The sequence below is a fragment of the Duganella sp. Root336D2 genome (assembly GCF_001425005.1).
Classification (GTDB): Bacteria; Pseudomonadota; Gammaproteobacteria; order Burkholderiales; family Burkholderiaceae_D; genus Rugamonas.
This window is the reverse complement of record NZ_LMDB01000022.1, coordinates 1-23094: the sequence shown is the minus strand read 5'-3', so window position 1 is coordinate 23094 and position 23094 is coordinate 1. Positions and strand designations below refer to the sequence as shown.

Annotated in this window: 23 protein-coding genes; 2 read left to right on the top strand and 21 right to left on the bottom strand. The window is 61.3% G+C overall.

Going from position 1 to position 23094, the window contains the following annotated elements:
- Nucleotides 1-2 precede the first annotated feature (2 nt).
- A complete protein-coding gene (locus ASD07_RS15925) occupies nucleotides 3-1448 on the bottom strand; it encodes a coniferyl aldehyde dehydrogenase (protein ID WP_082507372.1) in 1446 nt (481 codons plus the stop codon).
- A gap of 130 nt (nucleotides 1449-1578) precedes the next feature.
- Here ASD07_RS15925 and ASD07_RS15920 point away from each other — a divergent pair, with 130 nt between their 5' ends.
- Nucleotides 1579-2502 (top strand): LysR family transcriptional regulator, encoded by a 924-nt coding sequence (locus tag ASD07_RS15920; protein ID WP_055932265.1) that lies wholly within the window; start codon nucleotides 1579-1581, stop codon nucleotides 2500-2502.
- Between the two features lie 19 nt (nucleotides 2503-2521).
- On the opposite strand, the gene ASD07_RS15915 is transcribed toward ASD07_RS15920, so the two are convergent.
- Entirely contained in the window at nucleotides 2522-3199 is a 678-nt protein-coding gene (locus ASD07_RS15915) for a Crp/Fnr family transcriptional regulator (RefSeq protein WP_162246567.1), read from the bottom strand.
- A gap of 83 nt (nucleotides 3200-3282) precedes the next feature.
- On the opposite strand from ASD07_RS15915, the gene ASD07_RS15910 reads away from it, so the two are divergent.
- Nucleotides 3283-4140 (top strand): sterol desaturase family protein, encoded by an 858-nt coding sequence (locus ASD07_RS15910; RefSeq protein WP_055932261.1) that lies wholly within the window; start codon nucleotides 3283-3285, stop codon nucleotides 4138-4140.
- A gap of 12 nt (nucleotides 4141-4152) precedes the next feature.
- Here ASD07_RS15910 and ASD07_RS15905 read toward each other — a convergent pair whose 3' ends face one another.
- The 19 genes from ASD07_RS15905 to ASD07_RS15820 all read right to left on the bottom strand — a co-directional run bounded on the left by ASD07_RS15905 (nucleotide 4153) and on the right by ASD07_RS15820 (nucleotide 23031).
- Nucleotides 4153-5661 carry an ATP-binding protein gene (locus tag ASD07_RS15905; protein WP_055932258.1) on the bottom strand — a complete coding sequence of 503 codons (1509 nt, stop codon included), beginning with the start codon at nucleotides 5659-5661 and terminating at the stop codon, nucleotides 4153-4155.
- Nucleotides 5662-5669: 8 nt separating this feature from the next.
- Nucleotides 5670-9176 (bottom strand): response regulator, encoded by a 3507-nt coding sequence (locus ASD07_RS15900; RefSeq protein WP_055932255.1) that lies wholly within the window; start codon nucleotides 9174-9176, stop codon nucleotides 5670-5672.
- 74 nt (nucleotides 9177-9250) lie between these two features.
- On the bottom strand, nucleotides 9251-10015 hold the full coding sequence (locus tag ASD07_RS15895) for a glutaminyl-peptide cyclotransferase (RefSeq protein ID WP_057246125.1): 765 nt from the start codon (nucleotides 10013-10015) through the stop codon (nucleotides 9251-9253).
- Entirely contained in the window at nucleotides 10008-11063 is a 1056-nt protein-coding gene (ruvB, locus tag ASD07_RS15890) for a Holliday junction branch migration DNA helicase RuvB (protein WP_055932250.1), read from the bottom strand. The genes ASD07_RS15895 and ruvB overlap by 8 nt, the downstream gene beginning before the upstream one ends.
- Before the next feature lie 56 nt (nucleotides 11064-11119).
- The gene (locus ASD07_RS15885; RefSeq protein ID WP_055932247.1) at nucleotides 11120-11422 is read right to left on the bottom strand and encodes a hypothetical protein; all 303 of its coding nucleotides are present in this window, start codon (nucleotides 11420-11422) and stop codon (nucleotides 11120-11122) included.
- Nucleotides 11423-11492: 70 nt separating this feature from the next.
- Entirely contained in the window at nucleotides 11493-12068 is a 576-nt protein-coding gene (locus ASD07_RS15880; RefSeq protein ID WP_055932244.1) for a phospholipid scramblase-related protein, read from the bottom strand.
- Entirely contained in the window at nucleotides 12052-12534 is a 483-nt protein-coding gene (locus ASD07_RS15875; RefSeq protein WP_055932238.1) for a GNAT family N-acetyltransferase, read from the bottom strand. The genes ASD07_RS15880 and ASD07_RS15875 overlap by 17 nt, the downstream gene beginning before the upstream one ends.
- 4 nt (nucleotides 12535-12538) lie before the next feature.
- Nucleotides 12539-13093, bottom strand: a complete 555-nt coding sequence (locus ASD07_RS15870; RefSeq protein WP_055932235.1) for a dihydrofolate reductase family protein — start codon at nucleotides 13091-13093, stop codon at nucleotides 12539-12541.
- Between the two features lie 96 nt (nucleotides 13094-13189).
- A complete protein-coding gene (locus ASD07_RS15865) occupies nucleotides 13190-13489 on the bottom strand; it encodes a hypothetical protein (RefSeq protein ID WP_055932232.1) in 300 nt (99 codons plus the stop codon).
- A 20-nt stretch (nucleotides 13490-13509) separates the two neighbouring features.
- The gene (locus ASD07_RS15860; protein WP_055932229.1) at nucleotides 13510-14793 is read right to left on the bottom strand and encodes an MFS transporter; all 1284 of its coding nucleotides are present in this window, start codon (nucleotides 14791-14793) and stop codon (nucleotides 13510-13512) included.
- Nucleotides 14794-14851: 58 nt separating this feature from the next.
- Nucleotides 14852-15643 carry a hypothetical protein gene (locus tag ASD07_RS15855; RefSeq protein WP_156409909.1) on the bottom strand — a complete coding sequence of 264 codons (792 nt, stop codon included), beginning with the start codon at nucleotides 15641-15643 and terminating at the stop codon, nucleotides 14852-14854.
- A 21-nt stretch (nucleotides 15644-15664) separates the two neighbouring features.
- Nucleotides 15665-16108, bottom strand: a complete 444-nt coding sequence (locus ASD07_RS15850) for a VOC family protein (RefSeq protein WP_055932223.1) — start codon at nucleotides 16106-16108, stop codon at nucleotides 15665-15667.
- A gap of 36 nt (nucleotides 16109-16144) precedes the next feature.
- Nucleotides 16145-16522, bottom strand: coding sequence for a hypothetical protein (locus ASD07_RS15845; protein ID WP_055932222.1), 378 nt, complete (start codon nucleotides 16520-16522; stop codon nucleotides 16145-16147).
- A 42-nt stretch (nucleotides 16523-16564) separates the two neighbouring features.
- Nucleotides 16565-16777, bottom strand: a complete 213-nt coding sequence (locus tag ASD07_RS32315; protein WP_373922086.1) for a septation protein IspZ — start codon at nucleotides 16775-16777, stop codon at nucleotides 16565-16567.
- A 375-nt stretch (nucleotides 16778-17152) separates the two neighbouring features.
- Complete coding sequence (locus ASD07_RS15840) at nucleotides 17153-17713, bottom strand: hypothetical protein (RefSeq protein ID WP_156398035.1); 561 nt, start codon at nucleotides 17711-17713, stop codon at nucleotides 17153-17155.
- Between the two features lie 798 nt (nucleotides 17714-18511).
- Nucleotides 18512-18718 (bottom strand): hypothetical protein, encoded by a 207-nt coding sequence (locus tag ASD07_RS15835; RefSeq protein ID WP_055932220.1) that lies wholly within the window; start codon nucleotides 18716-18718, stop codon nucleotides 18512-18514.
- Nucleotides 18719-18773: 55 nt separating this feature from the next.
- The gene (locus ASD07_RS15830) at nucleotides 18774-20141 is read right to left on the bottom strand and encodes a serine hydrolase (protein WP_057246123.1); all 1368 of its coding nucleotides are present in this window, start codon (nucleotides 20139-20141) and stop codon (nucleotides 18774-18776) included.
- A gap of 501 nt (nucleotides 20142-20642) precedes the next feature.
- Nucleotides 20643-21278: a hypothetical protein gene (locus tag ASD07_RS15825; protein WP_156398034.1), complete on the bottom strand. Its 636-nt coding sequence runs from the start codon at nucleotides 21276-21278 to the stop codon at nucleotides 20643-20645.
- Nucleotides 21279-21865: 587 nt separating this feature from the next.
- Nucleotides 21866-23031 (bottom strand): IS3 family transposase gene (locus ASD07_RS15820; protein WP_373922080.1). Its coding sequence is split into 2 segments (ribosomal slippage): nucleotides 21866-22764 and nucleotides 22764-23031, totalling 1167 coding nucleotides; the frame shifts between segments, so codons are not numbered across the junction.
- Between the last annotated feature and the right edge of the window lie 63 nt (nucleotides 23032-23094).

Sequence of the window (23094 nt, the reverse complement as noted above, 5' to 3'; positions counted from 1 at the left end):
CGTTACATATGGCGTTTCAGGAAATCGGCCAGCGTATCGAATACGCGGCCATAAGGTGGGCGGAACAGGCCGAAGCCATTCAGGCGCGCCTGCCGGTAGATCGGCTTCTGTTTGGAGAACGCCAGGAAGCCATGCTCGCCGTGATAGGCGCCGGTGCCGCTGGCGCCCACGCCGCCAAAGGGCAGGTTTTCCTGCGCCGCATGCCACAGCGCGTCGTTGACGGTCACGCCGCCCGAGATGGTCGAGTGCAGCACCTTGCTGCAGTTGCGGCGCTCCCTGCCGAACCAGTACAGCGCCAGCGGGCGTTCGCGCTGGTTGATGAAGGCGATGGCTTGCTGCAGCGTGTCATACGGCACCACCGGCAGCAGCGGGCCGAAGATCTCTTCGCGCATCACCGCCATTTCCGGCGTCACGTCCAGCAGCAGCACCGGCGCCATGCGCCGCTCGCCGGCCGGCCCCGCCGCGGCGTCGCCCAGCCGCAGCACGCGCGCGCCCTGCTGCTCCGCGTCCTGCACCAGCTGCTGCAGGCGGGCGTAATGGCGCTCGCTGATGATGCTGGTGTACTGCTCGTTGCCGGCAAAGCGGGGATACATCGCCGTTGCCGCCGCGCTGACCTCGCGCACGAATTCCTCGACCCGCGCGCGCGGCACCAGCGCATAGTCCGGCGCCACGCAGGTCTGGCCGGCGTTGAACAATTTGCCGAAGGCCAGGCGCGGCGCGGCCTCCGCCAGGTCGCAGCTTTCGTCGATGATGGCGGGCGACTTGCCGCCCAGTTCCAGGGTGACCGGCGTCAGGTTGTGCGCCGCAGCGACTGCGACCTGGCGCCCGACCGTGGTGGAGCCGGTGAATATGAGGTGGTCGAACGGCAGCGCCGAAAATTCGCGGCTGACTTCCACCCCGCCTTCGATTACCGCCAGTTCGGCCGGGGCGAAATACTGCGCCGCCAATTGCGCCAGGAGGCGCGAAAAGGCCGGCGTCAGTTCGCTAGGCTTGATCATCACGCGGTTGCCCGCGGCCAGCGCGGCTGCCGCCGGCACCAGCGCCAGCTGGCAAGGGTAGTTCCAGGGCACGATATTGCCGATCACGCCCAGCGGCTGCGGCATGATCCGGCTCGAGCCGGGCAGCATGTGCAGCGGGGTGGCCACGCGGCGCGGGCGCATCCAGCGTCCCAGCTTGCGGCGCTGCTGGCGAATCGCCGACAGCACGACGAACAATTCAGTCAGCACCATTTCCTGCCGCGCGCGCCCGCCGAAGTCGGCGTTGATCGCCTCCAGGATGGCCGGCTCATTGTCGGCCACCAGCGCCTGCAGGCGGCCAAGACGTTCACGCCGCACGGCCGCCGTCGGCACCATGTCGGCGTTGAAGGCCGCGCGCTGGACTTCCAGCACGTCGAGCAGAGATGACGCGCAGCGTCCTACGACGGCGGGGTCGAATTCCTGAACTTTCATCACAGTGTCTCCAGTTGCGCCGCGTTTTATTAACGCTGTCGTTGAAACGAGTATGTGTTTGACACTACTATTCGTCCAATGCATTGTATTTATCCGCACAATGCATATTCCGCATACTAGAGGTTTTTCCATGGATTTCAAGCGTTTGCGTTACGCCCTGGCTGTCGCCGACGAAGGCAATTTCGTGCGGGCCGCCGAGAAGGTCAGCATCAGCCAGCCCGCCCTGTCGCGCGCCGTGCAAACCCTGGAGGAAGAGCTGGGCTTCCTGCTGTTCGACCGCGGCAACCGCAACGTGGCGGTGACGGTGGCCGGCGCCGCCTTCTTCAACCACGCGCGGCGCTTGCTGTTTGATGTACGCAACATGGAACACGATTTGTCCTTGTTGCGAAATGGCGACAGCGGCCATGTGGCCTTCGGCATCGGCCCGCTGCATTCGGGCGCCCTGCTGCCGCGCATGCTGCGCCAGGTGCGCGCCGACCAGCCGGGCATCAGCCTGTCGGTCACCATCAACACCTCGACCTACCTGCTGGACCACCTGCGCGGCGAGGAAATGGAATTCTTCATGTCCGACGTGCGCCTGATCGAACCGGCCGAAGACCTGATCATCACCCACGAATGCCGCCAGTACGGCGGCATCTACTGCCGTCCCGGCCACCCGCTGCTGGGGCGCGACGACGTCACCCCGCCCGAGCTGCTGCCCTACGGCATGGCCGCGCCCACCATTCCCGAAGTGCTGATGACGCAGATGAACAGGCTGTTCCGCCTGCCGCCCGGACGCGACCTGCCCATCATGCTCAGTTGCGACAGCGTGCACACCCTGGTCGACGTGGTGGCCGAAAGCGACCTGCTGCTGATTTCCAGCCATGCGGCGCTGGCCGAGGCGGCCGCCGAGGGCCGCTTGGAACAGGTGCAGGTGCCGCTGCCGCCGCTGTGGGCCGACATCGCCACCATCCGCCTGCGCGGGCGCACTTTGTCGCCGGGCGCGCAACGCGTGCTGCAGGCGGCGCGCGAAATCCTGGCGCAACTGGCCGGTACCGAAATGCCGCGCCAATAAACCGCCCGCAAGGCCCCCGTCAGGCCGCGGCTGCGCGCAGCAACTCCAGGTCGAGCAGCTCGATCTGGCCATAGCGCAGGGCGATCGCGCCGCAGCCGGCCAGCGCCTGCAATTCCTTGTTCAGGGTGGTGCGCCCGACGCCCAGCATCATCGCGATGTGGTCCTGGGAGGCGCTGATGGTGCTGCGCGCGCTGGCGGCCTGGGTCAGGTCGCCGTGCGCCATCATCAGCAGGCGCCGCGCCAGGCGGGTGCCGGTGCTGTGCATCGCCATGTCGGCAATCAGGCCGAAGGCCGCATGCAGCCGCTCCGCTTCCATCCGCGCCATGGCGTTGGCGAAAACCACGTCCTGCATCAGGACCGTGAAACGTTCGGCGCTGACCGCCAGCAGCTCCGTGTCCTCCTGGGCGGTGGCCGTGGCGCTGCGCGGCAAGCCCGCCAGCAGCGCCGTTTCGCCAAACCAGTTGCCCGCTTCGGCCATGGTCACGATCGCCTCGTTGCCGTCCGCATGCATGACCGACAGCCGCACCGCTCCGCGCACCACGCCCCACAGCCCATCCTGCGCCCCGCACGACCGTTCGCCCTGCAGGTAGAGCACCTCGCCTTGCACCAGGCGCACGCTGCGCGTCAACGCCAGCAAAGCTTTGGCCTGCGGCGCCGGCAGGCGCGCGAACCAGGGGTTGTTGAAGAATATCTGCATGCAAAAAAATCCTGAATTGCCCGGAATTGAACAATCTTCGCCGGCGCGGCCCTGCATCATGCTTGCAAAAGGAGACCCGGAACATGGACAACAACATGATGTACACGCTGCTGGCACTGGTGATTGCCGGCCTGGCCATGGCGGAATTCGCCAGCCGCCGCTACCGCGACACAGTGCGCGCCAGCGCCAATGATACCGCGCTGGAAGTGGGCATGACCGTCAGCCTGCTGCTGGTTACCCAGCCGCTGATCATCTTCAGCAGCAGCGCTCTGGGCCACTGGCTGGCGCCCGCCATGCGCAACGCCTGGGCCGCACTGCCCTGGTGGGCCTGGGCCGGACTGCTGCTGGTGGGCGACGACATGACGCAGTACTGGTGGCACCGCATCTCCCATTCGCCGAAGCTGTGGCCCCTGCACCGCGCCCACCACTCGGCTTCCTACATGAGCATCCGCATCACCTACCGCAACAACTTCTTTTACTACCTGATGATGCCCGGCATCTGGTTCGCCGGCGCCATGGTCTACCTGGGCTGCGGCTGGATGTATTTCGCCTACGTCATCGTCAAGCAGACCGTCATCCTCGGCGCGCACTGCGCCTGGGCCTGGGACGAGCCGCTGTACAAGGTGCGCGCCCTGCGCCCGCTGATGTGGGTAGTGGAACGCACCATCTCCACCCCGGCCACCCACCGCGCCCACCACGCCATCACCAATGCCGACGGCATCGGCTATTACAAGGGCAACTTCGGCAACCTGCTGTTCTTCTGGGACGTGCTGTTCGGCACCGCGCACATCACGCGCCGCTACCCGGCCGAAGTCGGCCTGCGCGACGACCAGCTGTTCGGCGCCGAACGCTGGGACAAGCAGATGTTCTACCCCCTGCTGCAATCGAAGCGCGAATACAGCGCCTTGAAATTCGGCGGAAAGATCTACAGCGAAGAATAAGGCCAGGACGAATTAGCCCACTGTCAGCGGCAGCCTGAACTCAAATTGCACACCCTGGCCGGGCGTGCTGGCCAGGCTCACGCTGCCTTGCAGCGCGCCGCACACCAGGTTGTTGACGATGTACATGCCAAGGCCGGAGCCGCCGGAGCCGACCTTGGTGGAGAAGAACGGTTCGAAGATCTTCTGCTGCAGTTCCGGCGCGATGCCGGCGCCGTCATCGCTGTAGAGCAAGCGCACATGGCCGTCCGCCACGCTGGCGGCAATCGATATCTTGCCGCAGCCGCGCCCCTCAAAGCCGTGCAGGATGGAGTTGACGATCAGGTTGTTGAGGATCTGCTCCAGGTGGCCAGGATAGGAATCCATCAGCACACCGGGCGGCACCTGCAGCTCCGCCGTCACGTTCGCCTGCCGCATCATGCGCCCCAGCGTGACCAGGATATCGTGCAGGCAGGAATGCAGGTCGAACTGGCGCCGGCGCCGGCTGGTCTGGTCCACCGCCACGTTCTTGAAACTCTCGATCAATTCGCGCGCCCGGTCGGCGCTGCGCACCAGCACCTCGCTCGCATCGCGGCATTCGCCAGCTGCCTGCACCAGGCAGGAGCGCGTCAACTTGCCGGCCAGCGCATTGTCGGCCAGTTCGCTCACCCGCTCGCGCAGCGTCGACGCCAGCAGCACCAGGTTGCCGACCGGCGTATTCAACTCGTGCGCCACGCCGGCGACGATGCTGCCCAGCGCCGCCATTTTTTCCTGTTCGACGATCTGCTGCAAGGCCTGGCGCAGCTCGCAACGGCGCGCCTCTTCGGCCTCCTTGCGCTGCGTGATATCGCGCACCAGCGCTGCAAAAGCCGGAGGCTGCGATTGCGGCACCTGCCACTGCGACACTTCGACGTCGAATTCGCGCCCGCTGCGGTGGCGCGCGCGCCGGCTGCAGCCGTCAGACGGCAGCAGCACCTTGCCGGCGGGCTGGCCCAGCATTTCGTCGCGGCGCCAGCCGAACAAATCTTCCGCCGCATGGTTCCAGTCGGTGACAACGTCCTCGCTGTCGGTGGCAACGAAGGCTTCGCTGGCACTGTCGATCACCATCCGCAGGCGCCGCTCCGATTCATGCAAGGCGCGCGTACGCTCCTGGACCTTGGCGTACAGCTCGCACAGCACGGCCACCTTGTTGCGCAGCACAGCCGGCTCGATCGGCTTGTTGAGGAAGTCCACCGCGCCCATTTCATAGCCCTTGAACTGGTGCACGCGGTCATGCAGGCCGGCGGTGACGAAGATGATGGGCAGGTGGCGCGTGCGCGGATTGGCGCGCAGCAGTTCGGCCGTCTCCAGGCCGTCCATCTCCGGCATCTGCACGTCCAGCAGCACCACCGCGAAATCATGCCTGAGCGACTGGCGCAAGGCCTCATTGCCGGACATGGCTTTCACCAGGTGCAGCGGCAGCGGCATCTCTTCCAGCAAGGCTTCCAGCGCCGTAAGGTTTTCCTGTCGGTCGTCGACCAGCAGCACCGGGATGTTCAGGTCCATGCGCTCCCCTAGCGTCTAATCCAGACCCGCAACAGCGATAAGAGCTGCGCGGTATCGATCGGCTTGGCGAGGTAATCACTGGCTCCCGCCTCCAGGCAACGCTGATGGTCGCCCGGCATGGCCTTGGCGGTCATCGCGATGATGGGCAAGTCCTTGTAGCGGGCGTCAGCGCGGATGCGGCGCATCGCTTCATAACCATCCATCTGCGGCATCATTATATCCATCAGCACCGCATCCACCCTGGGTTGCGCCGCCAGCCTGGCCAGCGCCTCGATGCCGTTTTCCGCTTCAAGCACTTCTACCCCGCGGTCGCCGAGCAGGCTGGCCAGCGAAAAAAGGTTGCGCATATCGTCATCCACCACCAGCACCTTGCTGCCTGCAAGCGCGAAAGCCTCCTGCTGCGTACCCTGGCCGCCTTGCTCCACGCTATGCAGGAACAGCTGCACCTCGCTGAACAGACGCTGCGGGCTGTGCGCGCCCTTGATGATCACACTGCGCGCGTAATGATTCAGCATGCGCAGCTGCTCGCGCGTCAGGTCCTGGCCGGAGTGGATGACCACGGGCAGGCGGCGCAGGCCGGGCGTGGCCTGGATTTCCTCCAGCACTTGGTAGCCGGACATGTCCTGCAAGCCGAGGTCCAGCACCATGCAGTCGAAGTGGCCATGCACCAGCAGTTCGAGCGCGGCCCGGCCCGACTTGCTGCGCACCACTTCCACCTCGCGCCCCTCAAGCAGCGCGGCCAGGCTGCTTAGCTGGCTCTCGTCGTCTTCCACAACCAGCACGCGTTTCAGCGCACCGGCCCAGGCCTGCTCGATCGTATCGAACACCTGCGCCAGCTGCCCGGGGCTGACCGGCTTGGTCACCAGACCCAGCGCCCCCAAATCGCGCGCGCGCTGGATTTCGTCAAGGCAGGTGATGAAGTGCACCGGCAGGTGGCCGGTACGGGGGTCGGCGCGCAGCTCGCGCATCACTTCCCAGCCGTCCATGCGCGCCATCATCACGTCCAGCAGCACGGCATGCGGCGACTCCTGCCGCGCCAGTTGCAGCCCCTGCTCGCCATCCGCTGCGACCAGCGGCGTATAGCCGCGGCCGCGCACGAAGTCTGCCAGCAGGCTGGCGAAGAAAGGATCGTCTTCCACAATCAGGATGCGGCGCCCGTCATCGCCCGGCGCCGGGACGGCACTGGCAGCGGCAGCGGCCGGCCGCACCGGATCCTGCGCCCCGTCGCCAGGGAGCAATGGCAGCATGAAGGTGAATGTACTGCCCTCCCCTTCCACGCTGTGCAGGTGCAGCGCACCGCCCATGGTGCGCGCCAGCTGAAGTGAAATCGACAGGCCCAGGCCGGTGCCGCCGTAATGCCGGCTGATGCTTCCGTCGGCCTGGCGGAATGCTTCGAAGATCGTCACCTGCTTGTCCGCCGGCACGCCGATCCCGGTATCGCTGACCGCAAACGACAACTGCTCGCCCGTTACCGACACGCGCAGCGCCACGCTGCCCTGGTGCGTGAATTTGAGCGCATTGGCCAACAGGTTGCGCAGCACCTGCTGCACACGATGTCCATCCATCAGCGCTGCCGCCGGTGTACCGGGCAGACGTTCCATCAGCAATGCCAGCCCTTTCTGCTCGGCCTGCGGCTGGAACTGCGCCTGCAGGTCCTCGCACAAGCCAGCCAGCTCCACCGGGGCGATATTCAGCTCCACCTTGCCCGCTTCCATCTTGGCCAGGTCCAGGATATCGTTGATCAGGTTCAGCAGGTCGCGCCCGGCATTGTGGATGGTGCCGGCATATTCGAGCTGCCGTTGATTCAGGTTGTGCGCCTTGTTTTCTTTCAGCAGGGCCGACAGGATCAGCATGGAATTCAGCGGCGTGCGCAGCTCATGCGACATATTGGCCATGAACTCGCTCTTGTAGGCGCTGACGCGCTGGATCTCTTCGCGTTGCCGTTCCAGCAGGTCGGCACGCTCCTCCAGCTCCGCATTGCTCTGCTGGAGCTCCTCCTGCTGCACCCGCAGCTCCTCCGCCTGCTGCGCCGTCTCCGCCAGCAGGGAACTGGTGCGATGGCGGGTGATGTTCACCTCCAGCCCGATCGCAACCGCTTCTGCGCAGAGGTCGACAAACGCCAGCTCGTTGTCGCTGAAACGGCGGAAGGCACCCAGCTCCATCACCCCCACCATATTGCGCCCGTGCTGCAGCGGCAGCACCAGCACGCAGGACGGCTGCGCACTGCCCAGGGCGGATCCGATTGCCAGGTAGCCCGGCGGCGCCTCGCTGACCAGCATGCGCTGGCCGTCGCGGATCGCCTGCCCGGCCAGTCCTTCGCCCGGCGCTACGCGCGCCAGCTGCCGCTCCTGCGCCAGCCCATAACCCGCCAGCAGGCACATGCCCGCACCCAAAGCTTCATCCACGTACAGCGCACCCACGCGCGCCTGCAGGCGCTGCGCGAAAAAGTCCAATATGCGTTGCCCGAGCGCGGCCAGTTCCTGCTCGCCGCGCATCACGGTATTGAGTTCGTTCTGGCTGGACTTGAGCCAGTCGCGCTCGCGGTCGGCCAGCTTGCTGGCGCGCAGTGCCTCGGTCATCCGGGCAAAGGCCTGGTCGAAGCTGCGCTGCGACTCGGCCAGTCCCGCCACCGACAACAGCAGGTCGCCCGCCTCATCGTGCGCCACGCCGGCCAGGTCCAGCTGCGGCAGCGGCGACGGCGTGAAATCAGGACCGAGGTTGCCGCTCGCCACGGCCTGCACCGCCGCCACATGGCCGGCCCTTGAATCGGCCAGGGCGCGCGCCGAATCCAGCGCCCGGTGCAGCGGCTGCGCCACATTGCGCTGGTAGAACACCCGCAGCGCTACGGCCACCAGCAGCAGCACGGCGCCGAACGCGATCAGCACCCAGCTCACGATGCGCGTGGCGCTTGCCGCCTCGCGCGTGGAATCGACCTCCAGCACGCCGCGCACGTCGCCCAGCTTCCAGTCGGTCTTCGGGCTTTGCGGATGGCTGTTGTGGCAGGACACGCAGGCCTGGGCGCTCATGCGGTCGGCCAGCGCCACGCGCACCGTGCTGCGGCCGTGCACGGTCTCGGTGCGGGAGAACACGCCCTCGGGGTTTTTCTGCAGGTAGTTCCAGGCGTCCTGCGCGAACTGGTCGCTGGTGCGCCCGCGCCGCTGCGGGAAGGGAAAAGGACTGTAAAGCTTGACCGAGGTGCCGCCGCCCTGCATCAAGTCGCTCAGGTCGTGGATCATGGTAGCCGGCAGCGGGATCGCATTTTCCTTGCTGCGATAGTCCGGATCCACCTGCATATCGGTCCGCGCCAGCACGCGCGCCGCCACGTTCTCGGTGTAGTACTTGCGCAGCAGGAGGAATTGCCGCACCGTGGCCTGCGCCGCATCCACGGCATCGCGCTCCGCGTTCTCGCTGATCAGGATTGGCAATAATGCCGAAATGACCAGCCCGCACCCGGCCAGCAGCAAGGCGATTGGCAGGAACAGCTTCCAGAACAAGCTGCTGGAACGTGCAAGCACGGCGGGCCTCCGCAAGGCTGGGTTTCACCTATTCTTGCGCGGAAAACTTCATGAAGCAAGCCTACCGACAATTACTATTTCTTTTGGGGTCGCAGCACGATCTCGAACAGTTTGGGCCAGCGCTTGCCGGTGACGAACAGGCGGTGTGTCTTGGCGTCGTAGGCGATGCCGTTCAGGACATTGTCGGCATCGCCGCCCGCCTTGGCGGTAGCCGCCAGTCCGGACAGGTCGATCCAGCCCAGCACACGGCCGCTGGACGGATCGATGCGGGCAATGCGGTCGGTCTGCCAGACATTGGCATAGAGCTGCCCTTCGACCCACTCCAGCTCATTGATCTGCGCCAGCGGCTGGCCATCGGCGGTCACCTTGATGCGGCGCTGCTCGCTGAAGGTTTTCGGGTCGAGCACGCGGATTTCCGGCGTGCCGTCGCTCATGTACAGGCGCTCGCCGTCGCTGGCCAGGCCCCAGCCCTCTCCCAGGTAATTGAAAGTGCCCTTGATGGACAGGCTGCCCTGGTCCATCACATAGCCGGCCTGGTTCATCCAGGTGATGCCGACGATGCTGTCGCCATGCGGCGCAATGCCTTCGCCGAATACCTTCTCCGGCAGGTCGCGCTTTTGCAACACCTTGCCGGTGGCCAGTTCCACCTTGCGCACCGACGAAGCACCGTACTGGCCGGTGCTCTCCCACAGGAAGCCGTCCTTGAAGAACAGGCCCTGGGTAAAGGCTTGCGGATCGTGCGGGTACGTCGCCTTGATCGAATAGCCCTGCACCGGCACCGCTGCCGATGCGATTTGCGCGGCCAGCGCCGCCGCGCCCAGCGCTGCCAGCTTACGCATCCCAAAGGTCTCCGCTGGCATTGCTGCGCGGCGGGGTCACGCCGAAATGCTGGTAGGCCTGCGCCGTAGCGACGCGGCCGCGCGGCGTGCGTTGCAGGAAGCCTTGCTGGATCAGGTATGGTTCCAAAACGTCCTCGATAGTATCCGCGGCCTCGCCGATGGCGGCCGCCAGGTTGCCGATGCCGACCGGGCCACCGCCGAATTTGTACAGCACCGCTTCCAGCAGCTTGCGGTCCATGACGTCAAAGCCCGCATGGTCGACGTCCAGCATGCGCAGCGCAGCGTCGGCCACTTCGCGCGTGATGTCGCCGTTGCCCTTCACTTCCGCATAGTCGCGCACGCGGCGCAGCAGGCGGTTGGCAATACGCGGCGTACCGCGCGCGCGCCGTGCAATTTCCACCGCGCCGCTTTCGTCGATATTCGCCTTCAGCAGCGCGGCGCTGCGGGCGACGATTTTCGCCAGTTCATCGGTGGTATAGAACTCCAGCCGCGCCACGATGCCGAAACGGTCGCGCAGCGGGTTGGTGAGCATGCCGGCGCGGGTGGTGGCGCCGACCAGCGTGAAAGGCTGCAGGTCCAGTTTGACGCTGCGCGCCGCCGGACCCTCGCCGATCATGATGTCGATCTGGTAGTCCTCCAGCGCCGGATACAGGATTTCTTCGACCACCGGTGACAGGCGGTGGATCTCGTCGATGAACAGGACGTCGTTGGCTTCCAGGTTGGTCAGGATGGCGGCCAGGTCGCCAGGGCGCTCCAGCACCGGCCCGGAAGTCTGGCGCAGGTTGACGCCCATCTCGCGCGCAATGATATTGGCCAGCGTGGTCTTGCCCAGGCCAGGAGGACCGAAAAGCAGGGTATGGTCAAGCGCCTCGCTGCGCTTGCGGGCGGCCGAAATGAAAATTTCGAGCTGGTCGCGGATCTTGGACTGCCCGACGTATTCATCGAGGTGCTTGGGACGCAGCGCGCGCTCGATTGCCTCCTCGTTGGGGGAGGTTGGCGCCGCATCGATGATGCGCTGCTCGGTGAAATTGTCGGTTTGGATACTCATGCCAGCTCGAAAAGAGGTTCAGGGCATGATTTTAACAAGGCCGGGCAGCCTGGGGCTCACTTCACGTTGGAAGCGGCCGCGCTTGCCGTTTCGTTGGTTTTCTTCTGCAGGCTGCCGGAGACTTGCATCGCCCGCTCGCGGCGGTCGGGCTGGCTGCCCGCCTGGCCCTCCTTTTTGGGCTCCTGCAGGCCGGTGGCCTTGCGCGCCGCAGAGGAAGATTCACCTTTCACGGTCGCTTTGGCTTGCTGCCGGGCTTCCGGCTTGTCCTGTCCCGGGGTGGTTTGCTGGCCCCAGCCGGCCGGCGTAGCGGCAGCCAGGCACAGGCCCAGGACGGCAGCAAACAAATTCATGGTCTTCATGACAAGTCTCCTTCGGAGGTCGGTATTATCCTTTTCATAAATTCTAGCACCATGCCCGGCGCCCGCCATATTAGCGCTCTTTGAAGACGATATCGATTGCCAGGCCGGCAGCGAGAAGCAAGCCGGCGTTGGCCTTGAAGTCGTCGGCGATCGAGATCATGTAGTTGTCGGCAGTGGTGAACAGCTCCTTGCCGATGCCTGCCCACTTCTTGCTGACGGTGCCCTTCTCATTACCCTTGGCATCCAGGAACTTGAAGTTCCAGCCCTTCCAGTCGCCCTTCACTTCAGCGATCAGCTGGTCGCGCATGTCGTACACAAAAAAACCGCCGCCCAGGCTGAACAGCTTGGATTTGAAATAGCCGATGGCCTGGCCCGAGCGGTCCACGATCTCGATACGCGAACGCAGGAAAGTCATGCCACGCTTGATGGTCAGCAGCGCCGGGCCGTTCACCTGTTCCGAAATTTCCACCTTGGTCGGCAGCATGCGCTTGTCGATGACGAGGCGCAGCGCGTGGACCAGGAAGCTCAGTTTTTCCTGGGCCACGCCCAGGTTCTGCCGGGTCTCCGGGTCGATGATGTCGTAAGTGTCCGACATTTTGAATACGCCGGCGTGTTCTTTGATGAAGTAGTTAGTCCTGTCCAGCAATTGATTTCCCCAGTAGTGAGTTAGAGTTATGTAGTACATGCGCAGTCGCGGCAAACCGCTCGTTACCTGCCAGCTTGCCGCTGATCGTTTCAACGATCTTGAAGCCGGCACTTTGATATAAGGCCAAGGCAGCCGCATTTCCGGCCAATACGTCCAGCGACAGCGGCTTGCCCGACCCGCGCAACACCGCTTCAACCAGCGCGCGGCCGATTCCCTGCCGATAGCGGGCCGGATCGACGTACAGCCAGGTCACCTCGTCTTCCGTGAAGCCAGCGAAGCCGACGACTTCACTGTCGATTTCAGCCACCAGCAGCGTCGCCTCGAACAGGCCTTCTGCCTCGCCGGTTTCTTCCAGCGTGAAGAAAGCGTCTGCCAGGCCACTGGCTGCCAGTTCGAATTTGCGCGCGGCGTCGTGCACCACGCATATGCGCCGCCAGTCGGAGGCTTGATAAGGACGGATCAGCATTCGGTCACCGCCCCGGAACCAGATAGCGCAGTTCGGCCATGCCGGTTCCGATCTGGCGCGCCGATTGCAGCAGCAGCGGCGGATTGGTCAGGCGCCGCGGAAACAGCGGTTTGCCGCGCCCCAGCGTGACCGAGCCGACCTGGACGATCAACTCGTCCAGCAGTCCCGCGTCATGGAACTGGCCCGCCAAGTCCCCGCCGCCCACGATCCAGATGTTCTTATCGCCCGCCGCCTCGCGCATCGCAGCGTGCACCGGACGCACATCGCCTTTCACAAAGCGCACATCCGCACCGGGAATCGACGGCAGGGAGCGCGACGAGAAGATCCACGTCGGCTGGGTGTAGGGCCAGGGCGCCCCCACTTCCGCCGCCACCGTATCGGCATTGCGCAGCATCCACTCGTAGGTGGACGAGCCCATGGCGATGGCGCCAACGCGAGCGATGAATTCAGGATAGCTGCTGTCGTTGACATCGCCCAGCGGGAATAGCCATTCCAGCGAATCGTCTTCGGTGGCGATAAAGCCATCAAGGCTGGCAGCGGTAAAAAATTGGGTCTTCATGGAGCTTGCAGCGCTGCCGCATTCGCGAAAGTTGGGTGCAAGATTGTACGCTTCCGCGGAGCCTTGAATTCTCTCGAAAAGTCGCCTCGGGCTGGCCTATTTCCTCACACTGGCAACCAGCCAGCCCAGCGCGCCGCCGACGGCGCCACCCACCAGCGCTTGCGGCAAGGCGATCATATCCTGCAGGCTGCCGTCTGAGAGAGTCATCAAGTCGCCAATGAGATACATCGGCCCCATGCCGACACCAAGCGGCACCGCCAGCCACGCCGGCCATTGCCCGCTTTGCTCCCAGCCGATGACGCCACCGATCCAGCACGACACCGCTGCCATTCCAACCATTGCGCCAACCAGCGCGAACGCGGCCTTGCGCGCTTTAGCGGAGGTAGTTTGCGGCATCGAGGCACCAGTCAATCATTTCACTCCTCTTCAGGAATTGGACGCGCAACCAGGAACAGGTAGGACATGGCGCCAAGGAAGGCGATCGCTGCACCGGTCAGCAGCGCCGGCACAAAGGACCAGCTTTGAGCGATATACCCGGTAAGCACCGGCGCCAGCGCCCCGCCCAGGAAACCGCCGAAATTCTGGATCGCGCCAAGCGAAGCGATACGGCTGCGAGGTGCCGCCACCGTGGCCAACGACCAGGCGCAGGCCGACGAAGCATTGGCAAGGAAGATCACGATGGAAATGCACGCCACCGCCACGACATTGCTCTCCACCAGCGCGGCAGGAATCGTGAACGCCACCATGCCCAGCGTGGCAACTACCACCGCGTTGCGGCGTCCGGAAATCGGCGTACTGGCAAAGCGCACAATGCGGTCTGAAGCCCAGCCTGCGATCAGGGCGCCGGCAAAACCGCACAGGAATGGAATTGCCGACGCAAAGCCCGCATTCGCCAGGTCCATATGGCGTTCCGTGCGCAGGTAGCCGGGCAGCCAGGTCAGGTACACCCAGTTCAGGTAGACGGAGCCGAAGAAGCCGAACATCATGCCCCAGGTCACACGATGGCGGAACAGCGCCCGCCAGGCCGCAAAGCTGGTTTTCGGCGCGGCTTCGACGGCCTCCCCCTCCTCCAGGTAGGCGCGCTCCTCGGCGCTCAGTTCCTCGCGAACCGGATCGCGATAGACGCTCACCCAGACAATTGCAGCCACCAGGCCCAATCCACCGGTGACGTAAAACGCCCAATGCCAGCTGGTCGCAGCAATCAATGGAGGCAGCAGCAGCGGAGCCAGCGCGACGCCCAGCGGCGATGCAGAGTTGTAGATGCCGGTCGGCGTTCCGCGCGAGCGCAGCGGGAACCAATTGCTCACCACCCGCGCCGCAGAAGGGAACTGCGGCGCCTCCCCAATGCCCAGTGCAATACGCGCCAGCACGAAGAAGCCGAAAGTCGAAGCCAGCCCGCCAGCCGCCTGTGCCACCGACCATACCACCAGGCCCATGCCAAGCAGCCACCGCGGACCGACCTTGTCCACCAGTGCACCGACCGGAAGCTGGCACAAGGCGTAGCTCCAGGAGAATGCCGACAGCAGCAGGCCCATTTCACCCAGTGAGAGGCTGAGGTCCGCGCGGATATACTCGTTCGCCACGGCCAGGGTGGCGCGGTCCAGGTAATTAATGACGCCGCTCGCCACCAGCAGTACCAGCGCCAGGGTTTGCCGTCGCAGGACTCGTGGAGGGACTTGGTTAGCAGTGATGTTAGTCATTCAGAAAATGCAGCGAGAGAAGGAAACCGTGGCGAGTATAGAGTAAGTCATGAAGAACTCAGTCAAAACCGCTTTGCGGCTCCGAAAGCGGACAGGCGCTATAGCCCTTCTCGTCACTGATAACACAAGCCTTCGCGGAGTACTTCGAATCGCGCAACTCATAAATCGTCGAGAACTTCCCGTACGACTTTTGGGCTTGCTCCATCAGCACAAGCTTGCCTTTAACCTTGTCGTCGACCACAACGATGCCTGCCGACGCCCAATCCGCATATGCCAGCGTAAAGTCCTTCTTCGAATTCGACAGCATCACGAAGTATACGCTGGCCTGGTTTGCAGTCAGGCTAAAGCAGTAGTAGCGATCCGAGATGATATAGTCTTTGACGCCGTCACCATTCAAGTCCCGGCGATCGGCCGTCAAGGCCTGGCCGATGGAATTCTTGCCATAGCCATGCTGCGCAATGCATGAACTTTCCGGTTCCATCGAATAAATTTCGCAGGCCGACTTCGCGCCAAGGCGCTTCGCAACCAGGGCGCCCGAGCAGAAGGAAAGCGCGTCCGCGATCTTCTCGCCCTTTGGCCACTTCGCAACCTGCGCCTTCAGCGACTGCGCTATCGGCTCAGGAACGTAATCCGGCTCGCCCGGCTTGACCTGGCGCTCTTTCCCGACCATAGAATTGGCAATGCTTGGCAGCGGCTCAAGATTGGACAGCCTGATATCCTCATCAGATACGCTGGCAGCCTTCTGGCTGCAGGCGGAAATCAGGGCGAGGCTGGAAAAGATCAGTATGGATACGAACTTGCTTCGGCGGGACATGTGCGATGGGGTTGATTTTTTGGCAAATTCTAGCACGCACCGCCAGCGCACAAGGCGTCACTCAGGCCCAAGCTCCTGGGCCAGTCCAATGAGGATTCCTTCCGGCCCGCGGATGTAGCAAAGCCGGTACACGCTCGCGTACTGCACCACTTCACCAACAAGCTTCGCCCCAAGTTTGCCGAGCCGTTCCAGCGTATCGTCGATATCATCCACGGTAAACATGACGCGCAGGTAGCCAAGGGCATTCACAGGGGCGGCACGGTGATCGGCAACCACCGCCGGCGTGAGGAAGCGGGACAACTCGAGGCGGCTGTGGCCATCCGGCGTACGCATCATCGCAATCTCGACACGCATGCCACGCAGGCCGGTTACGCCATCCGCCCAATCGCCCTCAATCGGCGCGCGGCCTTCGAGTTCGAGACCCAGTTCGGTGAAGAACCCAATGGCAGCTTCGAGGTCCTCCACTACGATACCCACGTTATCCATGCGTTTGACTGTCACGAGGCTTGCTCCGGTTATGGTCGCTTCAGGCGACCTCTAGCTATTCCAAGTCTGTTCGTACAATGCCTGTACTTCCTTTGCGACGTATTGCCACGCGCTGGCCTTGGCATCCGCGTCAAGATCCCACATTAAATTCTCCGCATACGAGACGTCCACCATTTTTCGGACTGCGTCAGTCCCGTCCCGGTACTCTGTCGCAAGAAACTCAGTATGCGACTTCACCAATCCCCAATCCTGGTCGCGAGCCGCCTCAGTCGTTCGATCGGCGAATGCCTCAACCCAGATATGCGGACATTCGTCCACCAGCTCCCAACCACGCTCTATCAGCCAATCGTCAGTGCGAATTGCTTCAATCGGAAACCTAGTCCGCACGCGCGCAACAAGCGCCTTTTCATCAGGGTATTTTCCGCTCATCGTGCCTGCTTGGTTGCACATCCAATCATACCGTTCACCAGTTCACGTCACACTTCGAATGAACCTGGGGGCAAACAAACACAGGGCAAGCAATGAAATGAGCGGAACATACAACTTAAACTGAAGCCAGGCTTCAACGGAGGCGGTAAAGACCAGAATCATGTTACCTATTGCCATAGCAATGTAATATGCAACCAGTAACCAGTTGAAGCGGCGCCAAAAAAACGCAGCCAAACCAAGGCGATCACCCCACAGCCGAAAATAGGCCAGTCTTCGAGACTAACGCAGCGATGACCAAGACCAGCACCATGATGAAGTAGATAGCGGAGGGCTTGAGCCGAATATACCCGTCACTCGCTGGCCACAGGACCGCCACCGGAATAGCTACAAATGCCTGCAGCAGAAAGATTCGCCAAAAAAGCGACGCCCCTAGCCAACGTCCATTCGGATGTGATGTACCAGACGGTACGCCGATAGCTTTAGCGCCAGGCGGGGTGCTGGGATCTTCAGTTGACATAAATTTTTGCGATCTAATGAATATGAGGGCTTGCTTGTCGAAACAACGCTAACACGCGGATGGTAAATGGCGCGCCGGACGCACGCAACGGAATGTTCATTGGTTCAACGGCCTTAGGCATTGGAAACTTTGAGCTTCTTTGTTGCTATAGCGGATTGGTTAGCGTCTGAAAACTTCTTGGCATACTCCGAGTTCGTGAACTCCAGCGCCAGGCCTGTGATGTCTGCCGGCCACTTGTGCGCGGTATTTTTCAGCTTGATGGGCTGGTAATAAGTCGATTGCGCGCCAATTCGCTTTCGGAGCGAGTAGAAGCCCAGGACAACCATCAGGCTCAATACAATCAATGCGGGTCCGACCACATAGGTAGTCTGCTCTTCGGGCAACTGCGGCCCAAAGAAGATCCAGCACATTCCGAATACAAGCGCGAGCAACGATGAAACTGCAACTACGCCGAGCAAGGAAGGACGACGACGCGTCGCCGTGGCCGTACAAGACTCGCAGTATGGGAACGGGAGGACAATTTTTATTTCTGCACCCGCTAGCCCCATCAACGGCATACGGCGAAGATCAGTTTCAATAGGCCGTACGTTAATAGTGGAACCACAGTTACAGCAAGAATCTGCCGGAGCGACGAGCAGTACATCGCTTTTGGTTGGAAGATTGAGAAGAATCATAATCAAGTGTTGTGATATCTATCGTTAAACGAAAGTTGCTACAGGTACGAACAGCATTGAAGCGATCGATCACCTCTGGCAGCATAGGCCTCGACCGGCATCATTGCCTGCTCGTCCGGCAACTGATCGAGCTGCGATTCAATATCTGAGTATTTGCTCTCCCTGCAATGAGAGAAGCAAAGACCTGAATCAATCGCGGAAAGTACAAGCAAACAGCAAATTACAAATTCCCGTTCGTGGCCGGGAGTAATGGAGCTAGCGCCCAGCTCCACCACTTCAAGCGGGAAAGCAAGGACGCTGCAATTGCGCTGATTTTCCGATTTCTCTCCATAAGCCCTAACATCCGACAACCGCCAGCGAAAACACACAGCGCGGAGGCAGCCCAGTTAACTGGAGGGTTAGCCGTTCGCATCTGAATCAATGCCTGCAGCCCGCAACATTCGCCGACTCTTAATAGCGCCCGGCAAGAACGCAGAGACCCAAAGCACTATAAATGCCCCAAGACCTAGGTCTTGTTTGGTCATTGCATCGTCAACATAGACTCGAACACATAGCTCGGCCAGCGGGGGAACTATCGCAAGCCCTGTCATTCCACCCAAGGCAAGAAACCAGTGTTGAGGCTTGGATGATTGGCCAGGGTCGCGTATTCGGCGAGCGCTGAGGGCGAGCATAACGTAAGCTGCCACGAGACCATATACAACAAAGAAAAAGATCCAAGCTACTAGTTGCATAGGGTCCTGACGTGCGGGATAGCTGGCAACGCATAAGCCGCCCAGTTGAATAAGTTGTTTGACAAAGTCATACGTCAGGATCCAATTCAGGATGTTCTTGCACGATCGGATGCTGAAGGCCCGTCCAAAGCATGGCCATCATCGACCCTAGGCCCGTCAGATACGACTCACGTTCGCCTTCAGGAAGCGCCCGCAGAATAGGCTCGGCTTCGTTTAAAGTAGCGCCTACTCGCTCGAAAATCGCCATCAATTCGGTTGCTGTCTTCAGTTCCATAAGCGGAGGGGTCAAACGTTCAAGGTAAAGACGAATTCACGGCTATTCCGCTCGCTTAATCCGCGATGCGCTCGGCCACCTGGTCGCCTATGGTCTGCTGCACCAAGAGGCTGGTAACCTTACCGCCGGCATCGCGCCGGAACTCGACGCTATTCATGGTTCCATCCATGAAGAAGCTGGTCGATGCATACGGCTTCAAGTCCGTCGCCGGACGGCCTTCGCGCTGCCAGGTCAGGATTGCCCCTTTGCGGCGCACTGTACGCATGCTGTTATCGGCCAGTTTATAAGTGCCGACGAAAGCATCCAGCGCCTCCGGCGTCAGAGCAATGACTTTCTGCTCGGGGAATGGATCGCCAATGGCAATGGCTGCAGCATGCTGCGCCACCACTTCCGTATTGAGCAAAGAACGTTCGCCATTGCTTAACACCGCCACAAAAACTTTATCGTCCGGCAGGCGAATTACATGGCCATTAAAGCCTGGGATGTCGCCCCCGTGCGCCATTTCCTGGTGCCCGCGCAGTTTACCGATGTTCCAGCCGAAACCATAATTGCATGTCACCGCATCAGGCAGAGTGCAAGGCGTGAAAGCCTGCCTCCAACTCTCCGCCGTCAACAGCTTGCCGGCGCCAATGGCGGCGTCCCAACGCGCCAGATCGTCAACGGTGGAAACCAGCGCACCTGCTGCGTAGGGCAATGACATGCTGATTGGGTCGGCCGGACTATAGCCCGAAAAAAATCCGCTGCGATAGCCTGGAGTGCGGCGCTTGGCGCTGCGCTCCACGCCTTCATAGGCCGTATCCGCCATACCTAATGGCTCGAAGATGTTCCGGGCAATAAAATCGGCATAGCGCATGCCGGAGGCCTTCTCGATCACGGCGCCAAGCAGGAAGTAGCCGGAGTTGCTGTACGCCCAGCGTTCGCCAGGCGCAAAGTCCAGCGGTTCATCTTTGAAGAAGTCGATCATTTGCGCGACGCTCATGTCCTTGCGCGCCGCCGACCAGAATGAACGCATGGCCGTGTAATTATGGATGCCGGACTTGTGCTGCAGCAGCTGTTGTATGGTGATGGACTTGCCTTTGGCCGGATAATCCGGCACGAACCGCGTGATGTCGTCCTGCAGCGAAAGTTTGCCTTGCTCCGCCAACATCAGGATTGCCACTGCGGTGAACTGCTTGGTGATCGAGCCCAGTCGCAACTGCATATCCGCCTGCAGTGGGACCTTCTTGTCGAGGTCGGCCAGGCCATATGCTTTGCGGAAGACCGTCGCACCTTCCCGCGTGACAATGACGGCGGCTCCGGGGCCGCCGGACTTGAACATAGGCGCCAACTTGGCATCCAGCTGCCCCTCCAGGGAACTATTATCCGCATGTGCTAAGCAGGCATGCAGCAGCACCGCTGCTGCAAGGATTGGGCGTAGGGGCATCAATGGACTCCTGAAAAAGTGGTGCATATCTTAACTTACCAACGATTCGTAAAGGCTCACCAAATTTCACCACGCTGTCCGTCTACAAATATCAAGGCATCGATCTGGCGCGAATGTCGCGGCGCTTGGAAGACCTGCCACTCGTTCTGAAGGTTTGTGGTCACGGCTTCTTCGCTATTCCTTGGCGCCGCCAAGCGCCCGATGGTACTGATGGCTAGGCTTCATGTGAAACTCCGATCGCTTCTCTAATCGCCGCAATGCGGCTGTAGTCGACAATGGGCCAGTCTGGTTTGGGGGTACTCACGCGATTGAAAATCCCGTATAAAGCGCCAGAAAGACCGCAGGACTTCGACGCGAGTTCCCTAGAGGGCTCGAGCCATCGGTTTCAATCAACCCTAACGTGTGTCAACCGGCGTAAGCGCTTTGCGCTAAATAATGAACCGCGTCGCTTCCGGCCACTCCGCGATGAGCGCCATTAGTGCGCCATCGTTTGGCTACCGTCTAGACTTCTGCGCCGCGCTTGCTCGGGACTAGCCCATGAGCCTTCAGCACCTTTCCAACTTTCTCTGGATTCTTGAGAACTTCCCTGTAGATCCACGTGTAGTGGTCCTCCGACCAGAAACTCATCACTTCGCGTGCCTTGAGCTCACCCATCAAGCTTTGGTTTGCCCGGTACTCCAAGTAAATGACGAGCAAGTGCTCATAGTTGCCGTCCTTATCAGATGACCCTTGCGGGAAACCTACTGGAACGTGCGGATAGATACGCTTTAGTTCACGAGTGGCAGCCAAAGTTTCGGCCGGATGTTGCGAAAGGAACCAGTGCAGCTGCTCATGTAAGTACGTGGAGAGAAGTAGCTCATCGTCATTGACGTGCCGCGCGTGCAATGTGAGAACCGGATGGCTATGAGGAATTTCCTTCTCATCGATCACAACCGAACGCGCGAACGTCCAGCGCGACAGGTCGTATTCCGTCAGGATGCGCCGAAGCTGTTGCTCTGTTCTTCGTTCTGACTTGGATTCGTTTGCGAGCTTGATAGAGATCTCGTCGCTCGCGTCGGCAATAGAGCCGATTAGCAGCATACCAAGAAGGAAGAGCGAATGAATAGTGCGTTTCAGCGGAAGAGTAAGTGAGTGCATAGTTATCTTTGGATGTGAGGGGCTAACGTGTGGGGTAACTGACTGCAGCAACGCGCGGCTATTCAGTACCACTCACCGTCGTTTCCCTGGACTCGCGCCGAAAGCTTCTTTGCGACTGCTTTCATTTTCGCGATTGCGTTCTTGCTTGGATTCTTGACGGTGATCTCGCCTCGAAAATTGCGGAAGTAATGTTTTCCCCCTGACGTCGGTTCGATCCAGGAAGCCATCAAAGGGTTAGCCACCTGAATAATTTCGTGCGTATTGGGAGTCCATATATGAATGGTTAGGGCAAAACAGGTCTCCGTTCGTACTTTCCGACCAACCAAACCTTTCGGCCTCGAGCGCAGCTCGTTCGGCCCATTCCTCCATGGGGTCAATAGCTGGTTCTTGCGCAACGAAGATCTCTTTGCAACCGGAGTGATCACAGCAAACGACTAGTTCGGTGTAGAGCTTCTGAGGTGTACTGTCAATAATGGACACGTCCGTTTCAAGCAGCCAGCGCCTGTTTGTTGAAATTATCTGCAAACAATGCCGGCGATACATAGCCAAGGCGNTGAGGTGTACTGTCAATAATGGACACGTCCGTTTCAAGCAGCCAGCGCCTGTTTGTTGAAATTATCTGCAAACAATGCCGGCGATACATAGCCAAGGCGCGAATGACGCCGCTGGCGGTTGTAGAAGATCTCGATGTACTCCTTGATCGCTGATTCTGCGTTAGCCCTTGTAGCGTATCTCTGATGATGAATCATCTCGTTCTTCAAGCTGCCCCAAAAGCTCTCCATGGGGGCGTTGTCATAGCAGTTCCCCTTGCGCGACATGGATGCCCGCATGCCGAACTGCGCGACCAGCTTGCGGTAGTCGTCGGCGCAATATTGGCTGCCGCGATCGGAATGCAGGATCAGGCCGGGCGCTGGCCTTTTGCTGCGTACCGCCCGCCACAGCGCCTGCGCCGTCAACTCTTGCGTCATCCGCGCACCCAAGGCGTAGCCCACCATTTCGCACGTAAAGACGTCCTTGATGCCAGCCAGGTAAAGCCATCCTTCGTCGGTCGGGACATAGGTGATGTCGCTGACCCAGGCTTCGTTGGGCCGCGTCGGTGCAAACCGTTGCTCCAGCAAGTTCGGCGCCACCGGGAACGCATGATTCGAGTTCGTCGTAGCCTTGAACTTCCGCTTCTGCCTGCACCGCAGGCCAAGCTCTCGCCGCAGCCGCACGATCCTGTCACGGCCAGCATTGAAACCCTGCGAGACCAACTCCGGTTGCAGGCGCAAAGGGCCGTATGTCTCTCGCGTCTGCACGTGAGTGGCCTTGATCGCAACCTTCAATCGTTCATCATCCTGGGCGCGTTGCGACGGCTTGCGCTCCAACGCTGCGTAGAAACCGCTGCGCGAAACTTCAAAGACGCGGCACAACAAGCCAAGAGGATAATCGAGTCGCACCGATTTCATGAACGCGTACCGGGCAGCGACTCCCTCGCGAAGTACGCGGTGGCCTTTTTTAGCACTTCCTTTTCCATCCGTTCGGTAGCCAGTTCTTTGCGCAGCTTCGCAACCTCGGCCTCAAGCTCTGCGATGCTTCGGCTACCAGGTGGCGCAGCCGGGTCGTTACGGCGTTTTGCCGCGCTCACCCAGTTCGCCAGCGTCCCTTTCGGAATCGCGATACGTTGCGCGGCTTCTTCCAACGTCAGCCCTTGCGCCAGCACCAGTTTTACCGCCTCGGCCCGGAACTCCGGCGTGTATGTTGTTGATCTCATGTTTTCACTCCCTTTGACAAGTTTATCAAATGGAAGTGTCCGAAAAAGTCAGGTTACCTCACT